Consider the following 18,828-nt stretch of genomic DNA (forward strand, 5'->3'; position numbering starts at 1 on the left):
TGAATCCATGACTACATCGACTGTAAAAACCAACCTGCTGGGTCTGACTCAACAGGAAATGGAAAAATTCTTCGACTCAATCGGGGAGAAGCGTTTCCGTGCCGGTCAGGTAATGAAATGGATTCACCACCTTGGCGTCGATGATTTCGACGCCATGACGAACGTCAGCAAGGCCTTGCGCGACAAGCTCAAGGCCATTGCCGAAGTTCGCGGTCCTGAAGTCGTCAGCGAGGACATTTCCACCGACGGCACCCGTAAGTGGGTGGTGCGCGTGGCGTCCGGCAGCTGCGTCGAGACCGTTTACATTCCCCAGGGCAAACGCGGCACGCTGTGCGTTTCGTCCCAGGCAGGCTGTGCCCTGGATTGCAGTTTCTGCTCCACCGGCAAGCAAGGTTTCAACAGCAACCTCACCGCCGCCGAAGTCATCGGCCAGGTGTGGATTGCCAATAAATCGTTCGGCAGCATCCCGGCGACCGCCGACCGTGCCATCACCAACGTGGTGATGATGGGCATGGGCGAGCCGCTGCTGAACTTCGACAACGTCGTTGCGGCCATGCATCTGATGATGGACGACCTGGGCTACGGCATTTCCAAGCGCCGTGTGACCCTGTCGACCTCCGGCGTGGTGCCGATGATCGATGAGCTGTCCAAGCACATCGACGTCTCCCTGGCGTTGTCCCTGCACGCACCGAACGACGCATTGCGTAACCAATTGGTGCCGATCAACAAGAAATATCCGCTTAAGATGCTCCTCGAGTCGTGCCAGCGCTACATGTCGTCCCTGGGCGAAAAACGCGTGCTGACCATCGAGTACACCTTGCTCAAGGACATCAATGACAAGGTCGAGCACGCGGTCGAGATGATCGAGTTGCTCAAGAATATCCCGTGCAAGATCAACCTGATTCCGTTCAACCCGTTCCCGCATTCCGGTTACGAGCGCCCGAGCAACAACGCGATTCGCCGGTTCCAGGATCAGCTTCACCATGCAGGTTTCAATGTCACCGTACGCACCACCCGCGGTGAAGACATCGATGCCGCGTGTGGCCAATTGGTAGGGCAGGTGCTGGATCGCACCCGTCGCAGCGAACGTTATATCGCCGTGCGCGAGTTGAGCGCCGACAGTGATATGGCGCAGAACGCTGCGAAATAAATCAAGAGAGGATCTCTATGTCCCTGCGCTTCGCGCTGCTTGTGCTGTTGGCCAGTCTTTGTACTGGCTGCGTTCTGTCGGGCGATTTCAACCCGATGAAGACCAGCAAGGGCCGCGACGAAGCGCGTGTCGCCTATGTGCAACTGGGCTTGGGCTACTTGCAGCAGGGCATGACCGAGCGCGCCAAAGTCCCGCTGAAAAAGGCTTTGGAGCTGGACAGCTCGGACCCTGACGCCAACGCCGCTTTGGGTCTGGTGTTTCAGGCCGAGATGGAGCCGGAGCTGGCGGACGAACACTTTCGCAAGGCGCTGTCTTCCCGGTCCGGCGATGCGCGCATCCTGAACAATTACGGCAGTTTTCTTTTCGAACAGAAACGTTACAAAGAGGCTTACGAGCGCTTCGAACAGGCCGCCGCCGATACGCTGTATCCTGAACGTTCGCGGGTATTCGAGAACCTGGGCATGACCGCTTCGATGCTTGGCCAGCGTGATCTGGCCCGGCAGCAACTGGAAAAAGCCCTGCGTTTGAACCGCCAACAGCCACGTGCATTGCTGGAAATGGCTGAGTTGTCTTACGAAGACAGGCATTATGTGCCCGCGCGTGACTATTACGACCGTTTTAGCCTGCTCACCGAGCAAAATGCACGTAGTCTATTGCTCGGCGTTCGGCTGGCAAAAGTGTTCGAAGATCGCGACAAGGCCGCCAGTTTTGGCCTGCAACTAAAACGACTCTATCCCGGTACGCCGGAATATCAGCAATACCTGTCGGAGCAATGATGAAAGCGGCGCATCCCGAAGTTGTAGCAGCGAATCGCGTTAACCCCGGTGAGACTTTGCGCCAGGCCCGCGAAAGCAATGGCTGGTCGCTGGCCGAAGTAGCCCTCAAGCTCAACCTCACCGTCAATTCCCTGAGCAATCTGGAAGCCGGCGCTTTCGACAAGCTGCCTGGGCATACCTTTGCCCGCGGTTATATTCGCGCGTACGCCAAATTGCTGGGCATGGACCAGACCGTTCTGGTTCAGCAGTTCGACCAATCCACCGGTACCGACTCCCAGGGCAGCAACGTCCACAGCCTGGGTCGCATCGAAGAACCGGTTCGGGTTTCCCACACCATTTTGCGAATCGTCAGCCTGTTGCTGCTGATCGCGGTGATCGGCGGTGGTTTTGTCTGGTGGCAGGATCAAACCTCTTTGCGTACCAAAGACCTGATCAGCCTGAGTCCGGAACACGTTGAAGTCGAAGGCGCCGACGGCACCACCCAGATCCATCCGCTGGACGAGCCGGAAGACCAGGCTGTCGCGGAAGGTCAGGCGGAAGGCACGACGGCGCTGGCATTGCCGCAGGCCGAGAGCTCCACTGACGAACCGGCCGAAGCTGAAGCCACTGCGCCAGCAGTTGCTCCAATCGCACCGGTTGTCCCGGCACCTGCTGCACCGACGCACAGCACCGCGCCGGTTGTCGCGACGCCGGTAGCGCCAGCCCCGACGGCACCTGTGGTATCGACCCCGCCTGCAAGCGCTTCGGTCACGCCGACCATTCCCGCTCCGGCAGCGGCTGCTCCGGCTGCCGGCCAGGGTCAGGTTCATCTGCAATTCACCGCCGATTGCTGGACGCAAGTCACCGACGGCACCGGCAAGGTGCTGCTGAGCGGTCTCAAGCGTAAAGGCGAAAACGTAACCGTCAGCGGCAAGCCGCCGTTTTCCGTGCGCCTGGGCGTCGCCCGTGGCGCGCAGGTCAGCTACAACGGGCAGGTGGTTGATGTCGCTCCGTTCACCAGTGGCGAGACTGCTCGCCTGAAGTTGGGTCAATAAGTCATGCACGGCGAATCTCCAATCAAGCGTCGCGAATCCCGGAAAATCTGGGTCGGTAACGTGCCTGTTGGCGGCGATGCGCCCATCGCTGTGCAGAGCATGACCAACAGCGACACCAATGACGTCGCCGCCACCGTGGCCCAGATCAATCGTCTGGAAGCCGCTGGCGTCGATATCGTGCGGGTTTCCGTGCCGGACATGGACGCCGCCGAAGCCTTCGGCAAGATCAAGCAACTGGTCAAAGTTCCGCTGGTGGCCGACATTCACTTCGACTACAAGATCGCGTTGCGCGTAGCCGAACTGGGCGTCGACTGCCTGCGGATCAACCCGGGCAACATCGGTCGCGAAGACCGCGTGCGTGCGGTAGTCGACGCCGCCCGTGATCGCGGGATTCCGATCCGCATCGGCGTCAACGCCGGTTCCCTGGAAAAAGACCTGCAAAAGAAATACGGCGAGCCGACCCCGGCCGCGCTGGTCGAATCTGCCCTGCGTCACGTCGAACACCTTGAACGCCTGAACTTCCAGGACTTCAAGGTCAGCGTGAAAGCCTCCGACGTGTTCATGGCCGTCGCCGCTTACCGCTTGCTGGCCAAGGAAATCGTCCAGCCGCTGCACTTGGGGATTACCGAAGCCGGTGGTTTGCGTTCCGGCACGGTGAAATCCGCCGTGGGCCTCGGTATGCTGCTCGCCGAAGGGATTGGCGATACTATCCGCATCTCGTTGGCGGCCGACCCGGTCGAGGAAGTGAAAGTCGGCTACGACATTCTCAAATCCCTGCACCTGCGTTCCCGTGGCATCAACTTCATCGCCTGCCCGAGCTGCTCGCGGCAGAACTTCGATGTGGTCAAGACCATGAACGAGCTGGAAGGGCGCCTCGAAGACCTGCTGGTGCCGCTGGATGTCGCGGTGATCGGTTGCGTGGTCAACGGGCCGGGCGAAGCCAAGGAAGCCCATATCGGCTTGACCGGCGGCACGCCAAACCTGATTTACATCGACGGCAAGCCGTCGCAGAAACTGACGAATGACAATCTGGTGGATGAGCTCGAACGCTTGATCCGCCAGAAAGCGGCCGAAAAGGTCGAAGCCGACGCGGCAGTAATCGCCCGCGGTTGAGTCGAACGAATTTAAGGATTGATAGTGAGCAAGTCTCTGCAAGCCATACGTGGCATGAACGACATCCTGCCCGAACAGACGCCCCTGTGGCGTCATTTCGAGGGCACCGTTTCGCGTCTGCTGGATAACTACGGTTACAAGCAGATCCGCATGCCGATCGTCGAGTTCACCGAGCTGTTCAAGCGCTCGATCGGCGAAGTGACCGACATCGTCGAAAAAGAGATGTACACCTTCGAAGACCGCAACGGCGATTCGCTGACCCTGCGCCCTGAAGGCACGGCGGCCTGCGTGCGTGCGGTACTCGAGCACGGCATCACCGGCGGTGGCCAGGTGCAGAAGCTTTGGTACATCGGCCCGATGTTCCGCCACGAACGTCCGCAGAAAGGCCGTTATCGCCAGTTCCACCAGATCGGTGTCGAGGTGTTCAACCTCGACGGTCCGGACATCGACGCCGAGCTGATCGTGCTGACCTGGCGCCTGTGGGGCGAGCTGGGCATCCGTGATGCGGTCAAGCTCGAGCTCAACAGCCTGGGCACCAGCGAATCCCGCGGTCGTTATCGCGAGGCGCTGGTCGAGTTCCTGTCCGCTCACCTGGACAAGCTCGACGAAGACAGCCAGCGTCGTCTGAAGACCAACCCGCTGCGGGTTCTGGACACCAAGAACGCCGACACTCAAGCGATCCTGGTCGACGCGCCGAAAATGGCCGACTACCTCGACGACGAATCCCGCGTGCACTTCGAGGGCCTCAAGGCTCGCCTGGACGCCGCCGGCATTCCTTATGTGATCAACCCGAAGCTGGTCCGCGGGCTGGATTACTACAGCAAGACCGTTTTCGAATGGGTCACCGACAAGTTGGGCGCTCAAGGCACCGTGTGTGCCGGCGGTCGTTACGACGGTCTGGTGGAACAGATGGGCGGCAAGCCGACCCCGGGCGTTGGTTTCGCCATGGGCATCGAGCGCCTCGTGCTGCTGCTGGAAACCCTGGAGCAGATCCCGGAAGATATTTCCCGTCAGGTCGACGTCTATCTTTGCGCATTCGGCGAGGCTGCCGAACTGGCTGCCCTGACGTTGAGCGAGCGTGTTCGCGATCAATTGCCCAACCTGCGCCTGCAGATCAATGCCGGCGCCGGCAGCTTCAAAAGCCAGTTCAAGAAGGCCGACAAGAGCGGTGCGCTGTACGCGCTGATCCTCGGTGACGACGAAATGGCCCAGCAAGTGGTAGGTTTCAAACCCCTGCGTGGCCAGGGCGAACAACAAAGCATTGCCTGGGATGCGCTTGCTGCACACCTGGCCACCTGCGTCGTGCAGGGTTGAAGCTGTCAAACAGCCGATTTAGCGATTAAGGAGTATTGGGGTGTCGAGTACCGAAGACGAAAACCTTGCGGATTTGAAGGACTGGTGGACACGCAACGGCAAGCCCCTGGTCACTGGCGGCCTGTTGGCGCTGGTCATCGTGTTCGGCTGGCAGGCCTTTCACAAGTATCAGAGCAATCAGTCGCAAAGCGCCTCGATTCTCTATCAGCAATTGCTCGAAACCACGCTGACGCCTGACGGCAAGCCTGACGCCGCCCGTGTTTCGGACCTGGCCGGCAAGCTCAACAGCGAGTTCGGCGGCACCGCCTACGCGCAGTACGGTAGCCTGTTCGTGGCGAAAGTCGCGGTCGACAGCGGCAAGCTGGACGACGCTGCCACCGAGCTGAAAGCCATCGTTGCCAAACCGGCCAACCCGGCACTGGGTGAAATCGCCCGTCAGCGCCTGGCGCAGGTACTGGCCGCGCAGAACAAGGCCGATGAAGCCCTGAAACTGCTCGAAGGCGATGCCGATAAGGCATTCCTCGCCACTCGCGAAGAACTCAAGGGCGACCTGCTGGTGCAGTTGGGTCGTGCCGATGAAGCGAACGCTGCGTATCAAAAAGCCAAGGCAGCACTGTCGGATGAAGCGGCAGTCGGTGGCCTACAAATCAAGCTGGACGATCTGGCCAAAGGGGATGCGTGACGTGATCCGTTGGAAACATGCAGCATTGCTGGCTCTGGCCGTATTGGCCGCGGGTTGCAGCAGCAACAGCAAAAAAGAATTGCCGCCTGCCGAGCTGGTCGACTTCAAAGAAGAAGTGGTCCTGCAAAAGCAGTGGAGTCGTTCGATCGGTGACGGTCAGGGCGAAACCTACAACATGCTGGTTCCGGCGATCGATGGCGATACCATCTATGCCGCCGACGTCACTGGCGTGGTGATGGCGATGGATCGCAGCAACGGCGACGTCAAATGGAAGAAAGATCTTGAACTGCCCGTTTCCGGCGCCGTTGGCGTGGGTTATGGCCTGCTCGTGATCGGTACGACCAAGGGCGAAATTGTTGCCATGGACGCCAGCAGCGGTGAAGAGAAATGGCGCGCTCGCGTGTCCAGCGAAGTCCTCGCGCCGCCGGCCAACAACGGTGACGTGGTGGTGGTTCAGACTCAGGACGACCGTCTGATCGGTCTGGATGCCGCCACCGGCAACCAGCGCTGGCTGTATGACAGCACGCCTGCCGTCCTGACCCTGCGCGGCACCAGTGCACCGATCGTCACCAACCGCCTTGCAGTGGCTGGCTTGTCGACCGGTAAAGTGGTCGCTCTCGATATCTCCAACGGCGTGCCGGTGTGGGAACAGCGGGTTGCGATTCCACAAGGTCGTTCGGAACTGGAGCGCGTTGTCGATATCGACGGTGGCTTGCTGCTGTCCGGCGGTACGCTGTACGTCGCCAGCTATCAGGGTCGCGTTGCGGCACTGGACCTGGAAAGCGGTCGTCAACTCTGGCAGCGTGATGCTTCCAGCTATGCCGGCGTGGCCCAGGGTTTCGGCACTGTTTATGTGAGCCTGTCTTCGGGCACTGTTGAAGGCGTCGACGAGCGTTCCACCACGGCTTTGTGGAGCAACGACTCGCTGGCTCGCCGTCAACTCTCGGCTCCGGAAGTGTTCTCCAGCTATGTTGCTATCGGTGACATGGAAGGCTACGTGCACCTGCTGAGCCAGGTGGACGGCCGCTTTGTCGGCCGCGAGCGCATCGACAGCGACGGCCTGCGTGCCCGTCCGCTGGTGGTGGGTGACACGATTTATCTGTATGGCAACAGTGGCAAACTGGAAGCCCTGACCATCAAGTAAGGACTATGCTTGGGGTTTAACCCCCAAGCGGCCCCGTTCTGCGGGGCTCGCAGCGTTTTCAAACGCTGCCCCGAGCACCAGCCGCTGCCTCGCAGCGGCTTTTGTATTTTCTGAAATAACGAAGTGGAGAGCCGCATGGTTCCCGTAATCGCCCTGGTGGGCCGACCGAACGTCGGCAAGTCCACCTTGTTCAACCGCCTGACCAGGACTCGCGACGCCATCGTCGGCGACTTGTCCGGTCTGACCCGTGATCGCCAATACGGTGAGGCCAAGTGGCAAGGGCGTTCCTACATTCTGGTCGACACCGGCGGTATCTCCGGTGACGAGCACGGTATGGACGAAAAAATGGCCGAGCAGTCGCTGCTGGCCATTGAAGAAGCTGATGTCGTTCTGTTCCTGGTAGATGCCAAGGCCGGTTTCACCGCCGCCGACCAGATGATCGCCGAGCATTTGCGCAAACGTAACAAGCGTTCCTACGTGGTTGCCAACAAGGTCGACAACATCGACCCTGAAATGGCCCGCGCCGAATTCGCCCCGTTGGGCATGGGCCATGCGATCCCGATCGCCGGTGCTCATGGTCGTGGCATCACCCAGATGCTGGAAATCGCCCTGAGCGACTTCCCGAAAGACGATGAAGAACCGGAAGACGGCGAAGAAGAGATCGTTGCCGAAGGCGAGGAAGCCAAGCGCATTCCTGGCCCGAGCGAAAAAGACGGGATCAAGATCGCCATCATCGGCCGTCCGAACGTGGGCAAGTCGACCCTGGTCAACCGCATGCTCGGTGAAGACCGGGTGATCGTGTATGACCAACCCGGCACCACCCGCGACAGTATCTACATCCCGTTCGAGCGTAATGACGAGAAGTACACGCTGATCGACACCGCCGGTGTGCGCAAGCGCGGCAAGATCCACGAAGAAGTCGAAAAATTCTCCGTGGTCAAAACCCTGCAGGCGATCAAAGACGCCAACGTGGTGATCTTCGTGATGGACGCCCGCGAAGGCGTGGTGGACCACGACCTGAACCTGCTGGGCTTCGCCATTGAATCGGGTCGTGCGCTGGTGATCGCGATCAACAAGTGGGACGGCATGACGCCGAGCGAGCGTGACTTCGTGAAGGTCGAGCTGCAACGTCGACTGTTCTTCGTTGACTACGCCGACATCCACTTCATCTCGGCCCTGCACGGCACTGGCGTGGGCAACCTGTACGCCTCCGTACAGAACTCGTTCAAGTCCGCGGTCACCCGCTGGCCGACCAACCGCCTGACCCAGATCCTGGAAGATGCGGTCGGTGAGCACGCGCCACCGATGGTCAACAACCGCCGGATCAAGCTGCGTTATGCCCACTTGGGTGGTGCGAACCCGCCGATCATCGTGATTCACGGTAACCAGATCGAGAAGGTGCCGAAGTCTTACGTCCGTTACCTGGAAAACACTTACCGTCGCGTTCTGAAGCTGGTCGGTACGCCGATCCGCATCGAGTTCAAGGGCGGCGAGAACCCGTACGAAGGCAACAAGAACTCGCTCACCGACCGTCAGGTCAACAAGAAGCGTCGCTTGATGTCGCACCACAAGAAGGCCGACAAGAAGCGCCGCGACAAGCGTTGATTCAAAACCCCACACACTTCTAGTGTGGGGGCTTTTTGTGGCGAGGGAGCTTGCTCCCGCTCGACTGCGCAGCAGTCGCAAAACCGACCGACGCGTTCTATCTGAACGAACTCGGTTGGAGATATTGGGACCGCTTCGCGGTCCAGCGGGAGCAAGCTCCCTCGCCACAGGTAATGCGGTGAATGTTTTGGAAGAAGGGCGCCAGCAGGCGCCCTTTTTTTATGGGCGCCGTTTGGGCTATCCTCGGGCTCTCCCGCGCCGCCGTTAGAGCCGGGTGTAGAGCAGGGAATCACCGATGATCACCAGTAAGCTGCCGAATGTCGGCATCACTATCTTCACGCAGATGTCTCAGCTCGCGGCGCAAACCGGGGCGATCAACCTGTCCCAGGGTTTTCCCGATTTCGATGCCCCGCAGGCCCTGTGCGGTGCGGTCGGTCGGCATGTTGCCAATGGCCACAACCAGTATTCGCCGATGACCGGATTGCCGGTGTTGCGTCAGCAAGTGGCGGCGAAGATCGCTCGCAGCTACGGCGTCAATGTCGATGCCGACAACGAAGTGACCATCACGCCCGGCGCCACCCAGGCGATCTTCTGCGCGATTCAGGCGGTTATCCACAGCGGCGACGAAGTGATCGTGTTCGATCCGTGCTACGACAGTTACGAGCCGTCGGTTGAACTGGCCGGTGGTCGTTGCGTGCATGTGCAGCTCGGGCTGAATGATTTCTCCATCGACTTCCAGAAACTGGCTGAGGCCATTACGCCGCGCACGCGGATGATTGTGCTGAACACCCCGCACAACCCGAGTGGCGCACTGATCAGCCGTGCCGAGCTGGATCAGTTGGCGGATCTGATTCGTGATCGCGACATCTACCTCGTCAGCGACGAAGTCTACGAACACCTGGTGTTCGACGGCTTGCCTCACGTCAGCGTGCTGAATCACGAAGAGTTGTATCAGCGCGCCTTTGTGGTCAGCTCGTTCGGCAAGACCTATCACGTCACCGGCTGGAAAACCGGCTACGTGGTCGCACCGCCGGCCCTCACAGCGGAGCTGCGCAAGGTTCACCAGTACGTCAGTTTCTGCGGCGTGACGCCGCTGCAATTTGCCTTGGCCGATTTCATGGCTGAGCACCCGGAGCATGTCGAAGAGCTGCCGGCTTTTTATCAGGCCAAGCGCGACCTGTTCTGCGACCTCCTGACGCCATCGCGCTTCAGTTTCACCCGCGTGACCGGCACCTATTTCCAGCTGGTCGATTACTCGCAGATCCGCCCGGACCTCAACGACGTCGAGATGGCGCTGTGGATGACCCGCGAACACGGCGTGGCGAGCATCCCGATCTCGGTGTTCTACCAGACGCCGCCAGAAGGCCAGCGCCTGGTGCGTCTGTGCTTTGCCAAGCGTGAGGAGACCCTGCGTGAAGCAGCGGCAAAACTATGCGTGATCTGAGTGCACTGCCGAATCTGAACATTGCGCTGGTCCAGACAACCCTGGCCTGGCACGACCGCCAGGCCAATCTGGAGCATTTCGAGCAACTGCTGGAACAGGCTCGCGGCGCGGATCTGATCATCCTGCCGGAGATGTTCACCACCGGTTTCTCCATGGAGTCGGAGACGCTCGCCGAAGCGGAAAACGGTCCCACCAGCAAATGGCTGCGCACACAGGCTGCGCAACTCGATGCCGTGATCACCGGCAGCGTCATCGTTCAGGCCGCCGACGGCAGTCATCGTAATCGCCTGTTATGGGCACGCCCGGACGGTGAAGTCTGGCACTACGACAAGCGTCACCTGTTCCGCATGGCGGGCGAGCACAATCACTACACACCCGGCGAGCGCCAGGTGCAGTTCGAACTCAAAGGCTGGCGTGTGCGGCCGCTGATTTGCTACGACCTGCGCTTCCCGGTGTGGAGCCGTGATGCCCAGGACACCGACCTGTTGCTGTACACCGCGAATTGGCCGGGCGCACGGCGTCAGCACTGGAACCGTTTGCTACCGGCACGGGCGATCGAAAACCTTTGCTATGTGGCGGCAGTGAATCGCATCGGGACTGACGGAAAAGGCTTCGCGTATACCGGCGACAGTCAGGTGCTCGATTTCCAGGGCGAGACGTTGCTCAGTGCCGGCGAAGCCGATGGCGTGTTTCAGGTGGTTCTGAATGCCGCTGACCTTCAGGCTTATCGCACGCGTTTTCCGGCGAATCTGGATGCCGACACGTTCGAGCTCACCTGATCGGCGGGCTTTTAAACGATTTATGGGTGCAGATTTTTCCAGGCTGGCCGATAGCAAGGTCAGCCAAGGAGGAGTGACCCATGATCAACGTGAGCACCATCACCATCAACTCGTACGCTGTGTCTTCGCCGAATGTCGCGACCGGTCAATCTGACGAACGCAAGCTGGTCCCGGTTGATGGCGCGACTGACAAGGATGGCAAGCTGCGCGTCAACAGTGCCGGGGCCAACATCGACTCGGTCGGCAGCGCCAGCGACCCGGTTACCGCGTTGAAAAAGCAGATCGAAGAAGCGCAGAAATTGCTGGCCGAACAGCAGGCTCAACTGGCGAGTGCACAGAAGAGCCAGGACAACGAGCAGAAGGCGCAGCAGGTGATGGAAATCCAGAGCCAGATCGCTGTGACCAGCAGCAACTTGCAGGTGCTGCAGGCGGCGTTGTTGCAGGCGATGTTCAGTGTTGATACTCATGCCTGACATCGTTGTCGCCTGAGCGGGCCCCATCGCGGGCAAGCCCGCTCCCACAGTTGATCGATGCGACCACAAATTGTGTGTACACCAAAATCCACTGTGGGAGCGAGACCGGCTTGCCGGCGATGAGGCCATAACAGGCAGCACAAAAACAGCAGGCAAACAGAAAGGCCCCAAGGTTCGCACCTTGGGGCCTTTTGCATTTCAGCGAACGCTTACGCCGCTTTCGCTTCCGGCTGGCTCAACGAGCGGTTCAGCGCGCTGAACAGGGCCTTGAAGCTGGCGGTGGTGATGTTTTCATCGATGCCGACGCCATGCACTGCACGTTCACCGTTCACACGCAGCTCGATGTAGGCCGCCGCCTTGGCGTTGGTTCCCGCGCCGATCGCGTGTTCGTTGTAGTCCATGATCTCTACCGGAATCGGCAGACCGGCCACCAGCGCTTCCAGCGCGCCGTTGCCCTTGCCGCGCCAGTGCAGGTTGGTTTCGCCCTGGCCTTTGCCGGAGACTTCCACTTCGACGGCGCTGTGACCGTTTTCTTCCTGCAGGCGATGGCTGACCAGCGCGTACGGAGTGTTGGCCTGCAAGTACTCGCTGTGCAGCAACGCGTGGATTTGCTGGGCGGTCATTTCGAGGCCCAGACGATCGGTTTCACGCTGCACGACCTGGCTGAACTCGATCTGCATGCGACGCGGCAAGCTGATGCCGTATTCCTGTTCCAGCAGGTAAGCGATACCGCCCTTGCCCGACTGGCTGTTGACGCGGATCACCGCCTCGTAGCTGCGGCCGATGTCGGCCGGGTCGATCGGCAAGTACGGCACTTCCCACAGGGCGTCCGGTTTCTGCTGGGCGAAGCCCTTGCGGATGGCGTCCTGGTGCGAGCCAGAGAACGCGGTGTGAACCAGGTCGCCGACGTACGGGTGACGCGGGTGCACCTGAATCTGGTTGCATTCTTCGACGACTTTGCGCACGCCGTCGATGTCGGAGAAGTCCAGTTCAGGGTGAATGCCCTGGGTGTACAGGTTCAGTGCCACGGTCACCAGATCGACGTTACCGGTACGCTCGCCGTTGCCGAACAGGCAGCCTTCGACACGGTCCGCGCCGGCCATCAGGCCCAGTTCGGTGGCGGCCACGCCAGTGCCACGGTCGTTGTGGGTGTGCAGGCTGATGATCACGCTGTCACGACGGTTGATGTGACGGCCGAACCATTCGATCTGGTCGGCGTAGATGTTCGGGGTCGCGCATTCGACGGTGGCTGGCAGGTTGAGGATCACCTTATGCTCAGGCGTCGGGTTCCAGACTTCGATGACCGCGTCGCAGACTTCCTTGGCGAACTCCAGTTCGGTGGCGCTGAAGGTTTCCGGCGAGTATTCGAACGTCCACTGAGTGTCCGGCTGCATGGCGGCGTATTTGACGAACAGCTTGGCAGCGTTGACTGCGATGGCCTTGATCCCGTCCTTGTCCTGGTTGAAGACAATGCGGCGGAAGGACGGGGAGGTCGCGTTGTACAGGTGAACGATGGCTTTCTTCGCCCCGCGCAGGGATTCGAAAGTGCGCTCGATCAGGTCTTCACGGCCCTGGGTCAGCACTTGAATGGTGGTGTCGTCCGGGATGTGGTTGCCTTCGATCAGGGTGCGCACGAAGTCGAAGTCGGTTTGCGAAGCGGCCGGGAACGAGGCTTCGATTTCTTTCACACCGACCTGTACCAGGGTTTTCCAGAAACGCAGCTTCTTGACCGCGTCCATCGGCTCGATCAGCGACTGGTTGCCATCGCGAAGGTCGGAGCTGCACCAGATCGGCGCGGCGGTGATGGTCTTCGATGGCCAGGTGCGGTCCGGGATGTCGATGGTCGGGAACGCGCGGTATTTCGAAGACGGGTCTTTGAGCATGCTCATCGGGAAATCCTTATTGTGTGGGCCGAAAAAAGGCGGCCTGCCGGTGGATCAAATGTTCTTGGGGAAAAGCGTAAGACGAGGCGTCGCGATTCAGCCCGGCAGTCGTGCACTGACAAGGCACAGGCTGCGGTGCTGGCGAAGCTGAATGAGGGTGTGAGAGGTTTTCATGCCTTCAACCCTAACCGCGAGGGTGAAGGATGGCAAGCAGTCGAAAAAAATTGAGAGGAATACTCGAATGGGGGGATTTATCGAGATTTTATTGCGGTGAAAGAAGGTGATCGTTTGGATGTTTGCGCGAGGTTTGTGGGATGCGCAATTGACGAAGTTGGACAGTGTCGATTCCAATTGCGCGGTTTGTCCGGGGACGATTCGGCGATTGTGAGGCCGTCTTCGCGGGCAAGCCCGCTCCCACAGTGGGCGTGAGTGGATTACAGATTTGTATTCCATCCCGGAACCTGTGGGAGCGGGCTTGCCCGCGATGAGGCCAGTAGCCTCACAAATAACTTAAGGCTGGAAAGCCCCGATAAAAATCGCCGGATCCACCCGCGCATCATTCAGGCTGATGTTCCAGTGCATATGCGGCCCGGTCGCCCGTCCGGTCGAACCGACCTTGCCAACCACGCCACCACGCGCCAGCTGCTGCCCGACCTGCACATCAATCTTCGACATGTGGCAGAACATGCTGATAAAGCCCTGTCCATGGTCGACAAACACCGTGTTGCCATTGAAGAAGTAGTTACCGATCAGAATCACCTTGCCCGCTGCCGGAGTCTTGATCGGTGTGCCGGCGCCCACGGCGAAATCCAGGCCTGAGTGGGGATTGCGCTCTTCACCATTGAAGAACCGGCGCACACCAAACTTGCTCGACAGCGGGCCGTTGACCGGTTTGTCCAGCAACAGGTTGCTGGGGGTATTTGGACTGAACGTGCGGTAGGCGGCGATTTGCTCGGCCAGTTCACGCTCGATGCGCTTCAGATTGTCCGGGTCTGGATTGACCTGTTGGGTGTTTTTCAGGGTGATGCGCTGTTCCGGGTATTTCTTGTTGCCGACGGTGAAACCCAGGTCTCGGCCGCCGCTGCTGATGGATTGCGCCCCCGGTTTGACGGTCAACGGCACACCGACAATCGCCAGCCAATTGTTCTGTTCCTTGACCACTAAAACTGGTTTGCCTTGATAACTGGCTTTCGGCGCCTGGGCAGCGCTGCCCAGGTCTACCACCGCCACGCCGCCCGGCACCGGTTTGTTCAACAGGCGGGTGATGTAACTGTCGGCGTGGGCGTTGAAGGTCAGGCACAGCAACAGCAGCGGAGCGAAAAAACGCGGCATGGATCAATCCAGTAAAGAAAGGGTGACAGGTGTCAGGTGATTGTCTTCGACCCGCACTTGCAGTTCGCCTTCAGCCAGTTTGGCTTTCAGGCGCTGGCCGTTGTGGGTTTGCGCGGCGTTACGGATCGCGTTGCCGCGGTCGTCCAGCAGAATGCTGTAGCCACGGGCGAGCGTCGCCAACGGGCTGACCACTTGCAGCGTCTGCACCTGACTTTGCAGTTGCAGACGACGGGATTTGAGCCCTTCGCGGATAGCGCGGGGCAGGCGTTCGGCGAGGCTGTCGAGGCGCTGACGCAGCATCGCCAGTTGCCGGCCAGGATGTTGCCCGGCGAGGCGGGTTTCCAGGCGGATCAGCCGTTCGCGACGGGTATTGAGGCTACGTTCGAACGCGCGGCGCATGCGCATGTCCAGATCATCCAGCCGTTGCGCCTGCTGGCGCAGACGTTCGCCGGGGTGGCGCAGGCGGCGAGAGATGCCCTCAAGGCGCAGTCGATCACGCATCAGGCGGTCGCGCATGCGCATCACCAGCCGTCGATGCAGGCTCTCGACCCGACGCACCAGGTCGCTGGTATCCGGCGCCAGCAGCTCAGCGGCGGCGGAAGGTGTCGGGGCGCGAACGTCGGCGACGAAGTCACTGATCGACACATCGGTTTCATGGCCGACGGCGCTGACAATCGGCGTCACGCAAGCATCCACGGCGCGGGCCACGGCTTCTTCGTTGAAACACCACAGGTCTTCCAGCGAGCCGCCGCCACGGGCCAGGATCAACGCATCGAAACCACGGGCGTCCGCCAGTTTCAGTGCACGGACAATCTGCGCCGTGGCCTCGCGGCCTTGCACAGCAGTGGGGATCAACGTCAGCTGCACCTGTGGCGCACGGCGGCGGAACACGCTGATGATGTCGCGGATTACTGCGCCGGTGGGCGAACTGATGATGCCGATGCGCTGAGGATGCGCCGGTAGCGGCACTTTGCGTTCGGCGCTGAACAGGCCTTCGGCGCTGAGTTTTTCCTTCAGGGCATCGAAGGCCAGGCGCAGTGCGCCGTCACCGGCCGGTTCGACGGTGTCGAGGATCAGTTGATAGTCGCCACGCCCTTCGAACAGCGAGACCTTGCCGCGCACCTTCACCGCCAGGCCATCCTTCAGCGCCTGACGCACCCGCGCAGCGTTCTGCCGGAACAGTGCGCAACGCACCTGGGCGCCGCTGTCCTTGAGGGTGAAATACACGTGGCCGGACGCCGGGCGAGCGAGGTTGGAGATTTCGCCTTCGACCCAGATATTGCTGAACACGTCTTCGAGCAACACCCGCGCGCGGCCGTTGAGCTGGCTGACAGTCAGGACTTCACGGTCCAGGCCGAGTCTTGCAAAGGGATCTTTAATCATGGGGCGCAGTTTAAAGGCATTCGGCGAACAATCTCTATGATCCGGCGAAAATCCCCTGTGGGAGGGAGCCTGATAGCGGTATGTCAGTCGCCATCAATGTTTAATGTCCCGCCGCCATCGCGAGCAGGCTCGCTCCCACAGTGAACGGTGCAGGTGTTGATGAATTGTTGGACCAGTGCCGCGGGATTCTGCCGGCAGGCGAGGGCGACGGTGCTGTGGCAATCCAGGTCGGCCAGGGGCAGGAAATGAATGTCGGGCGGCGCGATGTCCTGCATCGACTCCGGCAGCAGGGCGATGCCGAATCCGGCCTGGATCAATTGCAGTTGTGTGGTTTTGCGCGACACCACTCGGGCCGCTTTTGGAAAGAAACCCTGACGCATGCACAGCTCGGCGGACAGATAGCTCAACCCGCCACGCTGAGGATGAGGAATGGAGATAAACGCCTCATCCTTCAGTTGCGCCAGATCGATGCCTTGAGCGGACTTATCCACAGCCAGCCGATGATTGGGCGGAACGGCCAGGAGCAATCGTTCGCTATACAAAGGAACAATCTGCACGCCTTCACGTTGGCGCAACACCGGCAGGCGCAGCAGTCCGACATCAAGCCGGTTGTCGGCCAGCGCTTCAAGTTGCGCTTCGGAGGACAGCTTGGCGATGTCCATGGACACGCCGACATGCTGGCTCAGATAGTCGCTGATGCCCCGGAGCAGGCGGCCACTCATGGGCACGGTGCTGGAATGGCTGAGGCGCAAGGTGCCGAGTTCTCCATTGCCGACCTGGGTGGCCATCTCACTGGCTTTGGTCAGTTCGCTCAGCAGGTTTCTGGCCCGGGGCAGGAAGGCTTCACCGGCGGCCGTCAGTCGGGGCAGGCGTGCAGTGCGCTCGAACAACGGCGTTTGGAGGCGGGTTTCCATGTCCTTGATTTGCCGGCTCAGGGCCGACTGAGCAATGAACAGTCGTTCGGCTGCGGCGCTGAAACTCCCGCACTCGGCGATTTCCACGAAGTAACGCAATTGACGGGTTGAAAGCACGAGGCATGCCTTTTTGAGATGAGAAAGGGGCCTTGAAGATATTAGTCGCAACACTCGGCGCTGGCTAAAGTCGTCACAGGTATTTAATGAAGGCGTGCAGATGAACGTACTTGAGTTGTTGCACCAATGGCCATTCGGTGCGACGGATTGGCTGGTGATCGGGTTGGGCATCGCCCTGGCCTATATCGTGTTTGGCATCGCCGGGTTCGGCACCGCGCTGGTGGCCGGGCCGATTCTGATTCTGTTCATGCCGCTGTCGAAGATCGTGCCGTTGCTGGTACTGCTGGATTTTGTGGCGGCATTCGGCAATCTGCTGCCCTCGCGGCGCGATGTGGCCAAGCCGGAACTGGTGCGGCTGCTGCCGTGCATGGCGGTGGGCTGTACGTTGGGGGTGATCTTTCTGCTGAACCTGAAGTCCGACCTGTTGCTGCTGTTGATGGGGCTGTTTATCAGCGCCTATGCGGTTTACAGCCTGTGGGTCAAAACCCGTCCGACGCAGTTGTCGGCAGGTTGGGCGGTGCCGATGGGCACGGTCGGCGGGATGTTCGGAGCGCTGTTTGGCAGTGGCGGCTTTTTATATGCGATCTATTTGAACAGTCGGTTACCGAAAGACGCGGCGCGGGCGACCCAGAGTGCACTGATCAGTTGCAGCACCGTGGTGCGCCTGAGCCTGTTTGCTGTCGCGGGTGTGTATGCCGAGCTACCCTTGTTGATATTGGCGCTTTGTTTGTTGCCGGCCATGGCGTTGGGGCTGTGGGTCGGTCGGCGACTGACAATGAGATTGTCCCGCGAGGCGTTTGTGCGGCTGGTGACCTGGTTGGTGCTGGCCAGCGGGATTGCGTTGATCGGGCGGTATTTGAGTACTTGACCGGATTTCGTCAGGGATTAAGCTGCCCGCCGCTCCGACGCCTTCGCGGGCAAGCCTCGCTCCTACAGAATTGGCAGTGATCATGAAATCACACGAATCCTGTAGGAGCGAGGCTTGCCCGCGAAGGCGCCAATCGGCACGGCACAGAAACATCCATTTGACGCAGTAGGCTTTCACCATGAATTCCCAAAGCATCATCGTCCCGAAAATCTCCACGCTGCCGGTGCACGAACCCCGGGCCCGGGCGGTCGTGCGCTGGCTGGTGCGCAAGAACATCATCAAGGAAGAGCTGACCACTTGCGGCCGCACCGGCAACCGCATGGGCCACGCGATCGCCGACGGTGCCCGTGCCGTGGTCCTGCACCCGCAAGCGCTGCCATTCGGCGAGCCGATCAATGGCCTAGAGATCATCACCAAGCGCTGCATCTACACGCCGGCCAAGGGTTTCCTTGAAGAGGCGGGCTGCGCCGAGTGCCGCAAGGAAATCGGTGAAGCGCTGTTCGAAAGCCTGGAGGACTGGATGCCGGGGCGTACCGATAACTTCACCTGCCCGGAATGCGGGCATGAAGACGACATCAACGGCTTTCTTTTCCTGCAGGAATGCGGCTTTTCCAACCTGGGATTCATTTTCAACAACTGGGCCGAGGCCGGGTTCAAGCAGAGCTTTATCGATGAGTTCGCCGATTGGCTGGATCAGCCTGTCAGTTGGGTCAAAGTCGAACTGTAACCGAAACCGAAACTGTAGGAGCGAGGCTTGCCCGCGAAGCTTTTAGCGCCACTGATGGCGCCTTCGCGGGCAAGCCTCGCTCCTACGGGA

At 60.2% G+C, this 18,828-nt stretch carries 17 protein-coding genes; 13 read left to right on the forward strand and 4 right to left on the reverse strand.

Features of this window, described 5'->3' with window-relative positions; all coding sequences use genetic code 11:
- Positions 1-7: 7 nt before the first annotated feature.
- From rlmN to KJF94_RS02005, 11 genes are all read left to right on the forward strand, one after another.
- Positions 8-1,150, forward strand: a complete 1,143-nt coding sequence (rlmN, locus tag KJF94_RS01955; protein WP_017340314.1) for a dual-specificity RNA methyltransferase RlmN — start codon at positions 8-10, stop codon at positions 1,148-1,150.
- A gap of 17 nt (positions 1,151-1,167) precedes the next feature.
- Positions 1,168-1,926, forward strand: a complete 759-nt coding sequence (gene pilW / locus KJF94_RS01960; protein ID WP_214380819.1) for a type IV pilus biogenesis/stability protein PilW — start codon at positions 1,168-1,170, stop codon at positions 1,924-1,926.
- The gene (locus KJF94_RS01965) at positions 1,926-2,960 is read left to right on the forward strand and encodes a RodZ domain-containing protein (protein ID WP_214384696.1); all 1,035 of its coding nucleotides are present in this window, start codon (positions 1,926-1,928) and stop codon (positions 2,958-2,960) included. The genes pilW and KJF94_RS01965 overlap by 1 nt, the downstream gene beginning before the upstream one ends.
- 3 nt (positions 2,961-2,963) lie before the next feature.
- Complete coding sequence (gene ispG / locus KJF94_RS01970) at positions 2,964-4,073, forward strand: flavodoxin-dependent (E)-4-hydroxy-3-methylbut-2-enyl-diphosphate synthase (protein WP_007903603.1); 1,110 nt, start codon at positions 2,964-2,966, stop codon at positions 4,071-4,073.
- Between the two features lie 24 nt (positions 4,074-4,097).
- Positions 4,098-5,387 (forward strand): histidine--tRNA ligase, encoded by a 1,290-nt coding sequence (gene hisS, locus KJF94_RS01975; protein ID WP_214380820.1) that lies wholly within the window; start codon positions 4,098-4,100, stop codon positions 5,385-5,387.
- A 40-nt stretch (positions 5,388-5,427) separates the two neighbouring features.
- Positions 5,428-6,069, forward strand: coding sequence for a tetratricopeptide repeat protein (locus KJF94_RS01980; protein ID WP_214380821.1), 642 nt, complete (start codon positions 5,428-5,430; stop codon positions 6,067-6,069).
- Entirely contained in the window at positions 6,062-7,213 is a 1,152-nt protein-coding gene (bamB, locus tag KJF94_RS01985) for an outer membrane protein assembly factor BamB (RefSeq protein WP_214380822.1), read from the forward strand. The genes KJF94_RS01980 and bamB overlap by 8 nt, the downstream gene beginning before the upstream one ends.
- A gap of 135 nt (positions 7,214-7,348) precedes the next feature.
- Entirely contained in the window at positions 7,349-8,818 is a 1,470-nt protein-coding gene (gene der, locus KJF94_RS01990; protein WP_214380823.1) for a ribosome biogenesis GTPase Der, read from the forward strand.
- A gap of 295 nt (positions 8,819-9,113) precedes the next feature.
- Entirely contained in the window at positions 9,114-10,262 is a 1,149-nt protein-coding gene (locus tag KJF94_RS01995) for a pyridoxal phosphate-dependent aminotransferase (RefSeq protein ID WP_214380824.1), read from the forward strand.
- Positions 10,250-11,041: an amidohydrolase gene (locus KJF94_RS02000; RefSeq protein ID WP_214380825.1), complete on the forward strand. Its 792-nt coding sequence runs from the start codon at positions 10,250-10,252 to the stop codon at positions 11,039-11,041. The genes KJF94_RS01995 and KJF94_RS02000 overlap by 13 nt, the downstream gene beginning before the upstream one ends.
- Before the next feature lie 80 nt (positions 11,042-11,121).
- Positions 11,122-11,514, forward strand: a complete 393-nt coding sequence (locus KJF94_RS02005) for a hypothetical protein (RefSeq protein WP_214380826.1) — start codon at positions 11,122-11,124, stop codon at positions 11,512-11,514.
- Between the two features lie 209 nt (positions 11,515-11,723).
- Here KJF94_RS02005 and leuA read toward each other — a convergent pair whose 3' ends face one another.
- The 4 genes from leuA to KJF94_RS02025 form a co-directional block, all read right to left on the reverse strand.
- Positions 11,724-13,403 (reverse strand): 2-isopropylmalate synthase, encoded by a 1,680-nt coding sequence (gene leuA / locus KJF94_RS02010; protein ID WP_214380827.1) that lies wholly within the window; start codon positions 13,401-13,403, stop codon positions 11,724-11,726.
- Between the two features lie 504 nt (positions 13,404-13,907).
- The gene (locus KJF94_RS02015; protein ID WP_214380828.1) at positions 13,908-14,729 is read right to left on the reverse strand and encodes a M23 family metallopeptidase; all 822 of its coding nucleotides are present in this window, start codon (positions 14,727-14,729) and stop codon (positions 13,908-13,910) included.
- 3 nt (positions 14,730-14,732) lie between these two features.
- Entirely contained in the window at positions 14,733-16,112 is a 1,380-nt protein-coding gene (gene xseA, locus KJF94_RS02020; RefSeq protein ID WP_214380829.1) for an exodeoxyribonuclease VII large subunit, read from the reverse strand.
- Between the two features lie 83 nt (positions 16,113-16,195).
- Positions 16,196-17,143 (reverse strand): LysR family transcriptional regulator, encoded by a 948-nt coding sequence (locus KJF94_RS02025; protein ID WP_214380830.1) that lies wholly within the window; start codon positions 17,141-17,143, stop codon positions 16,196-16,198.
- Positions 17,144-17,243: 100 nt separating this feature from the next.
- Here KJF94_RS02025 and KJF94_RS02030 point away from each other — a divergent pair, with 100 nt between their 5' ends.
- Complete coding sequence (locus KJF94_RS02030; protein WP_214380831.1) at positions 17,244-18,011, forward strand: sulfite exporter TauE/SafE family protein; 768 nt, start codon at positions 17,244-17,246, stop codon at positions 18,009-18,011.
- A 178-nt stretch (positions 18,012-18,189) separates the two neighbouring features.
- A complete protein-coding gene (locus KJF94_RS02035) occupies positions 18,190-18,738 on the forward strand; it encodes a sugar ABC transporter ATPase (RefSeq protein ID WP_214380832.1) in 549 nt (182 codons plus the stop codon).
- Positions 18,739-18,828 lie beyond the last annotated feature (90 nt).

The sequence above is a fragment of the Pseudomonas hormoni genome (assembly GCF_018502625.1).
Lineage (GTDB): Bacteria > Pseudomonadota > Gammaproteobacteria > Pseudomonadales > Pseudomonadaceae > Aquipseudomonas > Aquipseudomonas hormoni.

Coding starts and splice junctions, on each gene's coding strand:
- rlmN (WP_017340314.1), top strand. CDS start 8: ATGACTACATCGACTGTAAAAACCAACCTGCTGGGTCTGACTCAACAG.
- pilW (WP_214380819.1), top strand. CDS start 1,168: ATGTCCCTGCGCTTCGCGCTGCTTGTGCTGTTGGCCAGTCTTTGTACT.
- KJF94_RS01965 (WP_214384696.1), top strand. CDS start 1,926: ATGAAAGCGGCGCATCCCGAAGTTGTAGCAGCGAATCGCGTTAACCCC.
- ispG (WP_007903603.1), top strand. CDS start 2,964: ATGCACGGCGAATCTCCAATCAAGCGTCGCGAATCCCGGAAAATCTGG.
- bamB (WP_214380822.1), top strand. CDS start 6,062: ATGCGTGACGTGATCCGTTGGAAACATGCAGCATTGCTGGCTCTGGCC.
- der (WP_214380823.1), top strand. CDS start 7,349: ATGGTTCCCGTAATCGCCCTGGTGGGCCGACCGAACGTCGGCAAGTCC.
- KJF94_RS01995 (WP_214380824.1), top strand. CDS start 9,114: ATGATCACCAGTAAGCTGCCGAATGTCGGCATCACTATCTTCACGCAG.
- KJF94_RS02000 (WP_214380825.1), top strand. CDS start 10,250: ATGCGTGATCTGAGTGCACTGCCGAATCTGAACATTGCGCTGGTCCAG.
- KJF94_RS02005 (WP_214380826.1), top strand. CDS start 11,122: ATGATCAACGTGAGCACCATCACCATCAACTCGTACGCTGTGTCTTCG.
- leuA (WP_214380827.1), bottom strand. CDS start 13,403: ATGAGCATGCTCAAAGACCCGTCTTCGAAATACCGCGCGTTCCCGACC.
- KJF94_RS02015 (WP_214380828.1), bottom strand. CDS start 14,729: ATGCCGCGTTTTTTCGCTCCGCTGCTGTTGCTGTGCCTGACCTTCAAC.
- xseA (WP_214380829.1), bottom strand. CDS start 16,112: ATGATTAAAGATCCCTTTGCAAGACTCGGCCTGGACCGTGAAGTCCTG.
- KJF94_RS02030 (WP_214380831.1), top strand. CDS start 17,244: ATGAACGTACTTGAGTTGTTGCACCAATGGCCATTCGGTGCGACGGAT.
- KJF94_RS02035 (WP_214380832.1), top strand. CDS start 18,190: ATGAATTCCCAAAGCATCATCGTCCCGAAAATCTCCACGCTGCCGGTG.